The sequence below is a fragment of the Algibacter sp. L4_22 genome (genome assembly GCF_023473045.1).
Lineage (GTDB): Bacteria > Bacteroidota > Bacteroidia > Flavobacteriales > Flavobacteriaceae > Algibacter.
This window is the reverse complement of the sequence record NZ_JAMCOK010000001.1, coordinates 435,950-449,817: the sequence shown is the minus strand read 5'-3', so window position 1 is coordinate 449,817 and position 13,868 is coordinate 435,950. Positions and strand designations below refer to the sequence as shown.

13 protein-coding genes are annotated in these 13,868 nt (G+C 34.5%); 7 read left to right on the top strand and 6 right to left on the bottom strand.

Annotation, left to right across the window (positions count from 1 at the left end; genetic code table 11):
- Window positions 1-84: 84 nt before the first annotated feature.
- Window positions 85-1,092, bottom strand: coding sequence for a recombinase RecA (gene recA / locus M4I23_RS01965; RefSeq protein WP_158846336.1), 1,008 nt, complete (start codon window positions 1,090-1,092; stop codon window positions 85-87).
- A gap of 344 nt (window positions 1,093-1,436) precedes the next feature.
- On the opposite strand from recA, the gene M4I23_RS01960 reads away from it, so the two are divergent.
- From M4I23_RS01960 to M4I23_RS01945, 4 genes are all read left to right on the top strand, one after another.
- On the top strand, window positions 1,437-2,429 hold the full coding sequence (locus M4I23_RS01960; RefSeq protein ID WP_249753251.1) for a DUF2806 domain-containing protein: 993 nt from the start codon (window positions 1,437-1,439) through the stop codon (window positions 2,427-2,429).
- Window positions 2,430-2,547: 118 nt separating this feature from the next.
- A complete protein-coding gene (locus M4I23_RS01955) occupies window positions 2,548-3,621 on the top strand; it encodes a rhodanese-related sulfurtransferase (protein ID WP_249753250.1) in 1,074 nt (357 codons plus the stop codon).
- A 10-nt stretch (window positions 3,622-3,631) separates the two neighbouring features.
- Window positions 3,632-4,876, top strand: a complete 1,245-nt coding sequence (locus tag M4I23_RS01950; RefSeq protein ID WP_249753249.1) for a peptidase U32 family protein — start codon at window positions 3,632-3,634, stop codon at window positions 4,874-4,876.
- Window positions 4,876-5,106: a ferredoxin gene (locus M4I23_RS01945; protein WP_249753248.1), complete on the top strand. Its 231-nt coding sequence runs from the start codon at window positions 4,876-4,878 to the stop codon at window positions 5,104-5,106. The genes M4I23_RS01950 and M4I23_RS01945 overlap by 1 nt, the downstream gene beginning before the upstream one ends.
- 12 nt (window positions 5,107-5,118) lie before the next feature.
- On the opposite strand, the gene M4I23_RS01940 is transcribed toward M4I23_RS01945, so the two are convergent.
- From M4I23_RS01940 to M4I23_RS01930, 3 genes are all read right to left on the bottom strand, one after another.
- Complete coding sequence (locus M4I23_RS01940; RefSeq protein WP_233267609.1) at window positions 5,119-5,316, bottom strand: hypothetical protein; 198 nt, start codon at window positions 5,314-5,316, stop codon at window positions 5,119-5,121.
- A complete protein-coding gene (locus M4I23_RS01935; RefSeq protein WP_158846328.1) occupies window positions 5,313-6,707 on the bottom strand; it encodes a radical SAM protein in 1,395 nt (464 codons plus the stop codon). The genes M4I23_RS01940 and M4I23_RS01935 overlap by 4 nt, the downstream gene beginning before the upstream one ends.
- A 107-nt stretch (window positions 6,708-6,814) precedes the next feature.
- Window positions 6,815-7,564: a prolipoprotein diacylglyceryl transferase family protein gene (locus M4I23_RS01930; protein WP_158846326.1), complete on the bottom strand. Its 750-nt coding sequence runs from the start codon at window positions 7,562-7,564 to the stop codon at window positions 6,815-6,817.
- A 197-nt stretch (window positions 7,565-7,761) separates the two neighbouring features.
- On the opposite strand from M4I23_RS01930, the gene M4I23_RS01925 reads away from it, so the two are divergent.
- The 3 genes from M4I23_RS01925 (at window position 7,762) to dusB (ending at window position 12,072) form a co-directional block, all read left to right on the top strand.
- Complete coding sequence (locus tag M4I23_RS01925) at window positions 7,762-10,224, top strand: hypothetical protein (RefSeq protein ID WP_249753247.1); 2,463 nt, start codon at window positions 7,762-7,764, stop codon at window positions 10,222-10,224.
- 97 nt (window positions 10,225-10,321) lie between these two features.
- On the top strand, window positions 10,322-10,975 hold the full coding sequence (locus tag M4I23_RS01920) for a hypothetical protein (protein ID WP_158846322.1): 654 nt from the start codon (window positions 10,322-10,324) through the stop codon (window positions 10,973-10,975).
- Window positions 10,976-11,076: 101 nt separating this feature from the next.
- Window positions 11,077-12,072: a tRNA dihydrouridine synthase DusB gene (gene dusB, locus M4I23_RS01915; RefSeq protein ID WP_158846320.1), complete on the top strand. Its 996-nt coding sequence runs from the start codon at window positions 11,077-11,079 to the stop codon at window positions 12,070-12,072.
- 248 nt (window positions 12,073-12,320) lie between these two features.
- On the opposite strand, the gene M4I23_RS01910 is transcribed toward dusB, so the two are convergent.
- Both M4I23_RS01910 and M4I23_RS01905 read right to left on the bottom strand, forming a co-directional pair.
- Complete coding sequence (locus tag M4I23_RS01910; protein ID WP_158846318.1) at window positions 12,321-13,055, bottom strand: SDR family oxidoreductase; 735 nt, start codon at window positions 13,053-13,055, stop codon at window positions 12,321-12,323.
- A 12-nt stretch (window positions 13,056-13,067) separates the two neighbouring features.
- Window positions 13,068-13,868 (bottom strand): haloacid dehalogenase type II, encoded by an 801-nt coding sequence (locus M4I23_RS01905; protein WP_249753246.1) that lies wholly within the window; start codon window positions 13,866-13,868, stop codon window positions 13,068-13,070.

Here is a 13,868-nt window from a genome sequence, read left to right as displayed (position 1 = left end):
TTTTAGTTTAGTAAGCCCTTAAGTTTAGAGCAAAAAAAATCCCGAATGTATCGGGATTTTATATATTTAAAAGAAAAGGTTGTTTTACTTAAGACCTTCTTTTATAGCTGCTTTTATTTTTTGTTCTAACTCATCAAAAAGCTCTGGATTGTCTTTGATTATTGCTTTTACAGCATCACGACCTTGCCCAAGTTTAGTATCTTCGTAACTAAACCAAGAACCACTTTTCTTTACAATTTCGTATTCTACAGCAACATCAAGAATTTCACCTACTTTACTAACACCTTCTCCGTACATAATGTCGAATTCGGCCATTTTAAATGGTGGAGCAACTTTGTTTTTCACAACTTTTACTCTGGTTTTATTACCTAAAACATCGCCATTACTATTTTTAATTTGGGTAGAACGACGAATATCTAAACGTACAGATGCGTAAAATTTTAATGCGTTACCACCTGTTGTTGTTTCTGGATTACCGAACATAACACCAATTTTTTCACGTAATTGGTTAATAAATATCACGGTACAGTTTGTTTTACTAATAGAACCTGTAAGTTTACGTAAGGCTTGAGACATTAAACGTGCGTGTAAGCCCATTTTAGAATCTCCCATCTCACCTTCAATTTCACTTTTAGGTGTTAATGCGGCAACAGAATCGATAACAACAATATCGATAGCGCCAGAACGAATTAAATTATCGGCAATTTCTAAAGCTTGCTCACCATTATCTGGTTGAGAAATAATTAAATTATCGATGTCTATACCTAAGTTTTCAGCGTAAAAACGATCGAAAGCATGCTCTGCATCAATAAAAGCAGCAATTCCGCCAGCTTTTTGAGCTTCTGCAATAGCATGTAAAGTTAATGTGGTTTTACCCGACGATTCTGGTCCGTATATTTCAATAACACGGCCACGTGGATAACCACCAACGCCTAAGGCTATATCTAATCCTAATGATCCCGACGGAATAGCTTCGACATCTTGAATAGCGGCATCGCTCATTTTCATTACTGTCCCTTTTCCGTAGGCTTTATCTAATTTATCTAAAGTAAGTTTTAGTGCTTTTAATTTCGCTTCTTTTTCGCTGCTCATTATATGATTTTTTTTCTGAAGATTTGTCTGCTAAATTACTACATCTTTTGGGAGAACACAATAATAGTTTTCAACATAATTTTACTTGGCAAAATGATTGATTTACTGATTTTTGGAAGAAACTGAAACTATTTACGCAACCTTTTAGTTTGTTTTGCATCTACTATATGAAAAAGGGAAAATTGTTTGCTGTGAAATTTAACAAACGAGCACTTGATAACGACTAGCTCAAACTATTTTTAAAGCACTTAAATATGTATTATTTAGGTGCTTTTTTTATTAATAGGTATGACATTCATCTTTTATTTGAGATTATTTCTTAACTTTATTTTAAAATAATTTATATGTCTGATTATCCATTAGATAAGCTAACTGAACCTATAACAAAACTTATTGAAACAATTAGTAGTGGTATAGGGGCTTTATATGAACCAACAAGGATTAGGCGAAAAGCGAAGGCTGATGCAGAAGCAATAAAAGTAATTGCAAGAGCTAAGGTTGAGGTTTTAGCACTTGAAGATAGCACCATAAAGAATTATTACTTAGCTCTTGAGCGGGAAAAACTTTTACAGGAATTTCAAAAAAAGAATAATAGGGATAATGTAATAATTATGGCCGCTGAAGAGTTAGATGGTAAAACTGTGAATGAAGAAAAAGTAGATAAGGATTGGATCGTCCAATTTGTTGCTTACGCAGAACAGACTTCCAATGAAGAAATGCAGTTATTATGGGCTAAGTTGTTGTCAGAAGAAGTACAAAAGCCAAATTCGTTTTCAAAAAGAGCTATGGCAACTCTGGCATCAATGTCTTCTCAAGAAGCAAAGGCTTTTTATGAAATAGCTATTTGTTCCTTTAAAAATGAAAAAGGCGAGGTCGTTTATCCTAGACAAAACACAAGGTTTTTTCCAAGTTATAAAAAAAGTATAGAAATAAGAAATAATGTTAAAATATTGCAAACATTAAATCTTCTTAATGACGGAATAGGACAATCTTTAGGATTATTGTTCAATGATGAAGAAAATTTAGGTGGTGTACATATACCTTATTTTGATTATAAGATTAAGATAACTTGGGAAGAAAAAGGCGTTAAGTATTTTATGATATATGGTTTAGTCTTTACGCATATTGGGAAAGAGTTAGCTCAATTAGTTGTGCCTAATCATGATATGAAAGACTATTTAAATACAATATTAACTCAAACGGTATTTAACCATCGAAAAGCTAATACTAGACCTCTTCGACTTATGATTGAATTTGGAAAACTTACTGATTATAACCATGAAAGCTGTAAATTTAAAAAATCAGAAATTATATCTTGGAAAAATGTGACCTATTGAAATAAAAAACAATTTTTTTCGGGACGCTCCAAAACATTTTCATTCTACGGTTCAGTTGTTTTGAAAATATTATCTTTGCGGCTTAAAATATTTCTTAACCTTAAAAACTTAGTATAGCATGCAACTGTACAACAAATTAAGCGCCGAAGAAAGAGCTGAATTAATCGACAACGCAGGAAAAAGTCGATTAACACTTTCTTTTTATCAGTATGCCAAAATTGGCAATCCACAAATTTTTAGAGATCATTTGTATTTAGCTTGGGACCCGATGGAGGTTTTAGGTAGAATTTACGTGGCCCACGAGGGTATTAACGGACAATTATCTTTACCTGCAGATCGCTTTAACGAATTTAAAGCGCATTTGGATACCATAGATTTTTTAAAAGATATTCGGTTAAATGTTGCTGTAGAGCAGGATAATAAATCGTTTTTGAAGTTAAAAGTAAAGGTGCGGAACAAAATTGTTGCCGATGGTTTAAACGATGATACGTTTGATGTACGGAACATAGGTGTGCATGTGGATGCTGACAAATTCAATGAATTAATTGAAGATGAAAACACTGTTTTGGTGGATATGCGAAACCATTATGAGAGTGAAATTGGGCATTTTAAAAATGCTGTAACTCCAGATGTGGATACGTTTAGAGAATCTTTAGATATTATTGAAGACGATTTAAAAGCACATAAAGAGGATAAAAATTTAGTGATGTATTGCACAGGTGGAATACGTTGCGAAAAGGCGAGTGCGTATTTTAAACATAAAGGTTTTAAAAATGTGTTTCAGTTGGAAGGTGGTATTATTGAATACACGAGACAGGTGAAAGAAGATAAGCTTGAGAATAAGTTTTTAGGACAGAATTTTGTGTTCGATGAGCGTCGTGCTGAGCGTATTAGTGATGATGTTATTGCGAATTGCCACCAATGCGGAACACCGTTTGATGTGCATACTAATTGCGCAAACGAGGCCTGCCATTTACTGTTTATTCAATGCGATAGTTGTAAAACAGAAATGGATAATTGTTGTTCTACAGCTTGTAAAGAAATACATGCTTTGCCTTTCGAGGAACAAAAAGAATTGCGTAAAGGACAAGGTAATAGTAACGATATTTTTAAGAAAGGCCGTGCCGATCACTTACCTTATAAAAAGGATTTACGCAATATTTTTGATGTTTTAAAAGTCGATAAAATTTAAATCCACAGTTATGCAAAAGATAGAATTAATGGCACCTGCTGGTAATTTTGAATCGCTGCAGGCGGCTTTAGATAATGGCGCAGATTCGGTTTATTTTGGGGTAGAACAATTAAACATGCGAGCAAGAGCTTCGGTAAATTTCACGTTAGATGATTTGCCTGAAATAGCAAAACGATGCGAAGCTAAAGGCGTAAGAAGTTATTTAACCTTAAACACGATTATTTACGATCACGATTTATCTATCGTAAAAACCTTAATTACCCAAGCTAAAGCAGCGAACATAACTGCTGTTATTGCTATGGATCAGGCCGTAATTGCTATGGCTAGAGAAAAGCAAATGGAGGTACATATTTCTACCCAAATAAATGTAACCAATATTGAAACGGTAAAGTTTTATGCATTGTTTGCAGATACTATGGTTTTAAGCCGTGAGTTGAGTTTGCGCCAGGTTAAAAAAATTACCGAGCACATTGAAAAAGAGCAAATAAAAGGTCCGTCGGGAAAACTTGTTGAGATTGAAATTTTTGGTCATGGTGCTTTATGTATGGCTGTTTCTGGTAAATGCTATATGAGTTTGCATTCTCAAAATTCATCTGCAAATAGAGGTGCTTGTAAACAAAATTGCCGAAAAAAATATATCGTAATTGATCAAGAAACTGGTTTTGAAATGGAGCTGGATAACGAGTATATTATGTCGCCTAAAGATTTGTGTACTATAGATTTTTTAGATGAAGTGGTCGATGCTGGTATAAAAGTTTTAAAAATTGAAGGCCGTGGTCGTGCACCAGAATATGTTGCTAAAGTTATTAAATGCTATCGTGAAGCTATTGATAGTATTGAAAACGGAACTTACAGTAAAGAAGAGGTGATAACTTGGATGCAAACCCTAGAAACAGTTTACAATCGTGGTTTTTGGAGTGGGTATTATTTAGGGCAAAAACTTGGAGAATGGAGTAAAGGTTCTGGATCTCATGCTACACAAAAGAAAGTTTATATTGGTAAAGGCACACACTTTTTTCCGAAAGCAAATGTGGGTGAATTTAAGATTGAGGCTTATAATATTAATGCTGGCGATACTATTTTAATTACTGGCCCAACTACAGGGGCGCAGGAATTGGTGGTTGAAGAGTTTTTGGTAAACGATAAAAAATCGACCGAAGGAACTAAGGGTGATATGGTGACTATAAAATTACCGTTTAGAATTCGCCAATCGGATAAGCTTTATAAAATGGTTGAAAATAAAGTAGAAGCCTAATGGTTATTATTACTTTACAAAGAAAAAAATGTATTGGTTGTAACTACTGCGTTGAGCTGGCTCCCGATCAATTCCAGATGTCGAAAAAAGATGGAAAAACGGTATTACTCCACGGTCAAGATAAAAAAGGATTTTTTACATTAAAATCTAATGATGAGCTCATTTTTGAAGCTTCGGACAACGCAGCCAATGCTTGTCCGGTTAAAATTATTTCGGTAAAGCAGGTTTAAAATTATTCTAGTTTAAGCCATCATACTCCCGCAAATACCCAAACTAACAATACAATAAACGGCGGCTAAAATGAAAAGAATTTTAGCTGCTTTTTTATGTTTTTTAAACACTATAAAGCCAATAATAGCCAGAAAAATTGCTGGGCCAAACATAATGGCTAGAATAAGATATATTAAACCATCTAAATTTCCTACTTCTAAAAACATCATAATATTTCTTTTCTAAGTTCTTCTAATCTAGCCTTTTTATCATCACGATAAAATAAGTTCATGGTTTCAAAAGGTATAATTTTATTGTCTTTATCCACAATATGCACGCACGATTTTTTTATGGCACGTACATCAAAATTATAAGCATCAATAAATTGCATAATTATTACCCGAAACAAATTATCATAACCCAAATTTGGCGCATCAATATCTGGTAAGCAACACATAATGCTTTTTAAGTTTTCTTGAGCCACTTCAACCGAATTTCCAGTGCTAAACAACTCAATCATTTTATCTTGCAATTGGCTGTCTTGCTCGTAAATAATGGTGTTTTTACTATTGTCCAATAAATCGTTTGGATTTATATATCGGGTTAACGGAAAAACCTCTTCGCCCAATTTTAAAGCATAACCCATCACTAAAGCATCTGGATTGCAGGGCACAGGCAATAAATCGTCCGGATTAAAAATATCGGTTTGTTCCATTATTTTTCTTCTCACTTCCGTTAAAGTCAGTCTATCCGTTTCCGGATTAAAATTATCTAATCGGCCAGCAATTTGTGTAGGTTGCAATGTCACCCCACGAATACATTTTTGTTTTAAAGCATACTCTATAATTTTACCAATTTCATGGTCGTTTAAGCCTTTTTGTAAGGTAACAACCAATGTTGTCGATAGGTTTACGGTGTTTAAATTAGCAATAGCCTGCGCTCTAATATGGTTTAAATCGGCGCCACGTAATTCCTGCAAAACGCTATTCTCGAAAGAGTCGAATTGTAAATAAATCTCAAAATCGGGTGCATAGGTTTTTAACCGTTCCGCGAAAGCGATATCCTTAGCGATTTTTATACCATTGGTATTCAGCATTAAATGCCTAATTGGTAGCGATTTTGCATAATCCATAATCTCCCAAAACTGTGGATGTATAGTGGGTTCTCCACCCGAAATTTGCACCACATCAGGCTCCTTTTCATTGCGCACAATAGTGTCCAGCATGGCCTTTACCTCGTCTAAAGTGCGGTGCCTGCCGTAAGTAGGCGATGACCCTGCATAACAAGTTGGGCACGTTAAATTACAACGGTCGGTAACTTCCACAACTGTTAAGCAACTGTGCTGCTCATGGTCTGGGCACAACCCACAATCGTACGGGCAACCATAATCGGTTTTGGTGTTAAAAACATAAGGCGTTTCGCTAGGTTTATTGTAATTCCGTATGTTTTTGTAATACTCAATATCGTCGGCAATTAACACCTTAGAATTCCCATGCTCCTTGCAGCGTTTTAGCATATAAACGTTACCGTTTTCGAATACAATTTTAGCATCCACACGCTTTAAACATTCTGGGCATAAGCTTAAAGTAAAATCGTAATAAGTATAATTTCTAACAGGCATTTTTTTGTTTTTAAATAAATATTTGGGCGTTACCCGAAAAGGGTCGAGCTTTTCTCTGTAAGTCCTCGCACTTCCTTCGTCAGGCTGTGGGCTTTCCGTTGCAATCCCTAACGCGCCTTTTTGTTCACTTTTAGGCTAAAAATAGTGGTTCTGTAATACAGCAAACAAATTAAACATAATATTTGAATTGAGCTTAAACCAAAAATATAAAACACATTAGGCTTTAAAAATTCTATAAAAAACCGGAAAGTGAAATACAGAACCATAAACCATTTAAAAAGCGTGCCGTTTTCTAGAGTTGCAGATGTTTTAAGCTTTTTTAAACCTATAAAAAGTAATATTAAAAACACCAATTCGTAAAGTGATGTTGGGTGGCGTAAAACACCGTCACCTAAATCCATTCCAAAAATTGATGATGTTGCTTTACCGTAAGTAAACTCATTAATTCCTGATAAAAAACAGCCCACTCTTCCAATAAAAATGCCGATAATTATCGGAAACACAAACAAATCGCCAGAGCGTTGCGTTTCTCCAACTATTTTTTTAGCGAGTTCTACACCAAGTAATCCACCAAATAAACCGCCCATTATGGTTTTGGCGTTTAGCAATTCTACCAGGTTTTCTCTTGAGAATTCCACTAAGGGGTTTTCTAAAAAACCAACCAAGCGCGAACCAATAAGTGCACCCAAAGCAGCACCAAGAATTATTGATAAGCGGTTGGTGGTAGAAATTACATCTTTACTATTACGCCGTAAAAACAAGTAATACCGAAAACCAATAAAGAATGCTAAGTATTCTAAAACTAAGTGAACATTAATAGTGTAACCGAAAATTTCGGGTGTAAATGGAATTTGCAAAAGGGTGTTTTTTTTATAAATATAACCCAATTTTTTAATCTGCGTTTTCCTAAAGAGGTCTGTGTTATTTATGTTGCTTTATAAATTAAACCTTTGCATGATTTTGAAGTCTTATTTCTTTAAGGGTTACAAGTTTAATTACAGAAAAACCCTTATATTATATTTTTTTTAAACTAAACTAAGCCACATTGAATAATATGAAAAAATTACTAAGCTGTTTTTTTTTAATAATAGTAACAACATCATTATTTTCTCAAGAAAAAAAGACGATTCCGGACATTGAAAAAAAATATATTCATACCGATAGAACACGTTATGTAGCCGGAGAATCTTTATGGTATAAGGCTTATAATGTTTATGCTTACAATAATTTCTTATTTAATAATAGTAAGATTCTTTATGTAGAGTTAATTTCTTCAGACTCTAAAATAGTTTCAAGAAATAAAACAAAATTATTAGGAGGTTTAGGGCATGGTGATTTCAAATTAACCGATTCTGCAGGTATAAAACCAGGGAAATACCAACTAAGGGCATACACAAATTGGACTCGAAATTTCGGAAAGGATTTTGTGTTCCAAAAGGAAATTGAGGTTTTAGATGTTTTTAATGATGTTACAGAAACTAGCAGTAAGCCATCTAGTGTGAATTCTGAAAAAGAGGAAGCCAATTCATCTGCAATTCAAAACCAAAAAATAAAAATCCAGTTTTTCCCCGAGGGAGGATCTCTTATTCAAAATGTTGCTAGTGTTGTAGCTTTTAAAGCTATTGATGCTTTTGGAAATCCAATAAAGGTTCAAGGAAAGGTGTTTGATTCTAATAATGAGTTAGTTACTTTTTTTATGAGTGCTCACGATGGCATGGGGCAATTTCAGTTAAATCCTGCGGCAGATAAAAAGTATTATGCAAAAATAACGGCTACAAATTATTCCGATATGGAAGCGCCAATTCCTGATGCTCACCAAAAAGGGTTTTTATTAAGTTATAATGAAATTAAAGGTCGGTCTATAATGACTATTAAAACCAATGAAGAGACGTTATTAGAGCATTCTAAAAAACCAATTATTATTCATTATAAATCGCGAGGTCTTTTATATTTCGAAGAAACACAAGTGCTTTCTAGTACTAAGGTATTATTAGAATTGCCTAAAGCGGAATTACCAGAGGGTATTACTGAAATCACGTTATTCGATGGGGATTTAAAACCACAAAGCGAACGCTTGGTTTATGTTCAAAAAGACAAAAATGTAAAGGTTGAAGTAATAACGAATAAAACAAGATACAAGCCAAACGAAAAAGTAACCCTAAATATAATTTCAAAAAATAGTTTAGGAGAAGCTGCTCCTGCTAGCTTTTCAATAGCTGCCACAGATCTTAATGGTTCGAAAGACTTAAATAATAACGGAACAAATATTAGTTCTTATTTTTTAATGGAATCTGATATTAGAGGGAAAGTGCATAACCCTGGGTATTATTTCGATGCTAGTAATCCAGCTAGATTTCAACATTTAGACTTATTGCTTTTAACTCAAGGTTGGCGAGATTTTTTATGGAAAAAAGATCTAAAAGTTGATGATAACCCTTTGTATAAAGTTGAAAAAGGCATTGAGATAACGGGTAAAGTAAAACGTCTGTTTGGATCTAAACCAGTGGTTGGAAATACAGTCTCTTTATCCATATTTAGTAAAGCCGTAGATGGAATAAGTGCAATTACGGATGATTTAGGTGAGTTTAAATTTAAAGACTTAAATATTACTGGAAAATCTCGTATTACATTAACAACAAAAAATAAAAACGGGAAGAATAGCGGCATGTTTGTTTTAGATTCCATTTTTAGATCTCCCATGCATGTCGATCCCATTCCTAAAGCTAACAACATTAGCTTTTCTAAAGAGATAAAGAGCGTGAAACAAAATATTTATAAAAAATATATTGAGTTTAATGTTATGCCAGAGAATGTTTTAAATGAAATTGAAGTTTCGGGAAAAAAACTAGATGCTAGCGAAGACATTAATATTAATAGCAAAATGTTTACGGGGTATGTTGTAGATGAAAAATCGCCAAAATTTGCAAGCATTTTTGAATTATTAGAATACGCCATTCCAACACTCGAAGTTGGTAATCGTGAAACTATTAAATTTAGCAGAAATCCAGGAGGCGCATTAATATTAATAGATCAAAATCGTTTATTAGATCCACAGCAAGAGGGGTCAGATTTGATCATTTCAATGTTAACAGATATTCAACCTGAAGATGTTCTAAAAATAGAATCGGATAATAGTGCCGTTTCTACAATGATGTATGGAAACCAAGGACGTAATGGTTCTATTAAAATTTACACAAAACATAATTCGAATTCTAATTTTGGTAATGAAAACCCTAAAGATGCCTTACAAACTATAAAACAACAAATAGAAGGGTATAATGAAGGTCGTGTTTTTTATTCACCAGATTTGGAAAATATAGTGGATAGCAAAGATAAGAATGCGTCTATTCGTAACACATTGTATTGGAATCCTTATGTTCATCCAGATAAAACAGGTGTTTCCGAGGTTAATTATTATAATACTCGAGTTGAAACTAATGTGAAGTTAACTTTAGAAGGTATTACTGTAAGTGGTATTCCTGTGGTGGTGAAAACAACATATGTTGTTGAGAAATAGGTTGTTTTTGTGTTTAACGTATTTTTGTTTTTCTATCAATTTAACGATTTAATCAAAAAACATTAATTTCGCACCAAAATTAACAACACCAAAGTTTATGTTTAAAAAATCATTAGCCATATTATCTCTGTTTTTCGTTTTAACCTCTTGTTGGAAAGATAAAAGCCCAGAAGATTTAATTCGATTAAAAGATAAATTCAAATCTCAAGTATCCACTTTTGAAAGTAAAAAAGAAGTCGCTAATAAAAATGTAAATAGAGGATTAGAATCTTTAGGCGCATTAAAATTAGCTTTAGAAGATGCTAAAAACGAAGACAAAGAATTTGCAAAAGTTTATGGCGATTGGGAAAAAGTTGATAAACGCGTAAAAAATCTAAACAAAGAATACGAAGATTTAAAAACTAAAGCGGCAAATTTATTCACCGCCATGGAAACGCAAACCAATAGTTTAAGCGATCAAAAGAGTAAAAATACATTGTTATCGGCCATTAATAAAGCTAAAACAAAATATAATGGAACACTTGCTAATACCTCTAAAGCCATCGATAAACTAAAACTTTTGCATAACGATGCTGTTGAGGTTGTTAAAGCCTTGGAAGTTGCGGCTGCATTAAACTCTTTCGATTCTATTAACGGACAAATGAAAAGTATAGAAGATCGCGTAGATGGGATTATGCAAGAACTTAACGTAGCTGTAGTAGAAAGTAAAAAACTATACGAGAAAAAAATCACAGAATTAGGCGAAGATTAATAAGCTTGATTCTAATATTATTTCTAGACCTGACCGGATTTAAAAACCAGTCAGGTCTTTTTTAATCAAAAAACCTTAATTTTGCCCAAAAATAAAACCTCTTGGTAAAAATAGATCACATAGAATTGCCCGATTTCCCATTGCTTTTAGCACCAATGGAAGATGTTAGCGACCCGCCATTTCGCGCACTTTGCAAAGAACAAGGCGCAGATGTGGTTTATACCGAATTTGTATCGAGCGAAGGCTTAATCCGTAACGCTGCAAAAAGCGTGATGAAACTCGATATTTACGAAAAAGAACGCCCAGTAGGTATTCAAATTTTTGGAGCAAACTTAGATAGCATGCTACAAACCATAGATATTGTAGCCGAATCTAAACCAGATATTATAGATATTAATTTTGGTTGCCCAGTAAAAAAAGTGGTAAGTAAAGGCGCAGGAGCAGGCATTTTAAAAGATGTATGTTTAATGGAGCAACTTACCGCCGAAATGGTAAAACGCACCAGTATTCCTATTACGGTAAAAACGCGTTTAGGTTGGGATCAAGATTCTATTCGTATTGTTGAGGTTGCCGAGCGTTTGCAAGATGTGGGCTGTAAAGCCATTGCAATTCACGGTCGAACACGTGCTCAAATGTATAAAGGCGATGCCGATTGGAAACCTATTGCACAAGTAAAAAATAATCCACGTATGCATATTCCTATCTTCGGAAACGGAGATGTTACCACACCAGAACGCGCCATGGAAATGCGTGACGATTACGGATTAGATGGCTGCATGATTGGCCGTGCGAGTATTGGGAATCCATGGTTTTTTAAACAAGTAAAACACTTTTTTACAACTGGTGAGCATTTGGCACCAATAAGTCTAGAGGAGCGTGTAGAAGCTGCTCGTCGTCATTTACAAATGGCTATAGATTGGAAAGGAGAAACGTTAGGTGTTTTCGAAACTCGCCGTCATTATACCAACTATTTTAAAGGCATTCCTCACTTTAAGGAACACCGCATGAAAATGGTAACATCCGATCAATCTGGAGATGTTTTTGCGGCTTTCGATGAGGTTCTAGAAAAATTTTCAGGATATCAATTCACAGAATAAACCTTAAAATAGTTTAATTATAAAAATTAGGGCAAATGGCAAGCCACCGCGCTATCCATTACTAGTTTTGGCTCGATGCGCGCCTCGCCAAAACCTAACCATTACTATCGCTTTTGCAATAATCTGCGAAGGTAATTTTATTGAAGACTATTTTTACTGCTTAACGACGTTAGGAGAAATCACAAAGAGAATGAACTATACCCGACTATAGCTGCGATACCTCCCGTTGTCGATAATTGAAATTTCTTTTAAACCAATGCACCATTAGCGCCAATAACTTGTCCGGAAACCCATTTAGATTCATCGCTGGCTAAAAACACAACAACGTTGGCTATATCAATTGGTTTTGCTAATCTATTAAAGGCATTCATACCGCTAAGTTTATCAATAAACTCCTGCGATTTTCCTTTTAAAAACAACTCTGTTTCTGTGGCGCCAGGAGCAAGAGCGTTAACCGAAATACCACGTCCGATTTCTTTAGAAAATACACGCGTCATTTGCTCAACAGCCGCTTTGGTGGCTGAGTATATGCCATAAGTAGGAAACATTAATTTTGCAGTACTCGATGAGATATTAATAATATTTCCATTATCTGCTAGTTTGCTGTCTGCTTCTTGTAGCGTATTAAAAACACCGCGCACATTAACATCAAACTGACTTGTAAAATCTTCTTGAGTGTTATCTTTTATAAGTTTATTGTTCATTATACCAGCATTGTTAACCAAAACATCAACTTTACCATACTTTTCTATGGCTTTATCAAAAAGGTTTACAACATCTGCTTTTTGGCTTACATCAGCTTTTACAGAAATTGCTGCACCACCATTATTAACAATAGCATCGACGGTTTCTGTTGCTTCTGTTTCGCTGTTAGAATAATTAACAATTACTTTTGCGCCATTTTTGGCTAACTGTATAGCAATTTCTTTTCCTATACCCTTAGACGATCCGGTTACTATAATAACTTTGTTTTCTAGATTCATAATGTATATTATTTATTTCATTGCAATTAATTGATCTGCTATGTCTTTTAAATTAGACTCCGATAATTCAGGTAATGGTGCCAAAGGGTATAATTGTGCTCCCGGACGACTAATAAAAGCACCACGCCAATTGGCCCAAAGCGCGCCAGCAATATCCCAACCATGAGCCGCTACCAACATGCACTCGCTAGGTTTAACACCCATTTTTCTTGCGGCCCAGTCGTAAGCATCGGCATGTGGTTTAAATTTACCCATATCTTCAATACTTAAACGTTGTTCGAAATATTGCGTTAATCCAGCATTTTTAAATTGTGTTTCCACACCTTTGTTAGACGAGTTTGTAAATGATACTAAAGTGTATCCGGCATCTTTTAAACTCTGTAACGCTTGTTTTACTTCTGCATGTGTGGGTATAGAACGTAAAGGACCTAAAATAGCCTCTCTACCTTCTTCTTCGGTAATCGAAATGTTATGGTTGGCTGCAACCATTTGTAGTGCCGCAGAGCCTATAATTCCAAAATCGTTATACTGTCGTCCTACTGTAGTTACTAAAGAGTATTGCAGCATGGTAGTAAACCAAAGCGGTAATAAATCTGGGCGATTGCCAAGTACTTTACCAACACTCTCTTTCATGGCTGTTAAATCGAGCAGTGTTTCGTTTACATCAAAAAACAATACTTTTGGTCGATTGCTAGATGTTGAATTCATTGAGTTGTTTGCTTCTGATGATGAAAATACTAAATGTGGAGCTGCTAAACCTACCATTGCCGATTTTTTTAGAAAATCTCTTCTTTTGTTTTTTTCGTTTTTCAT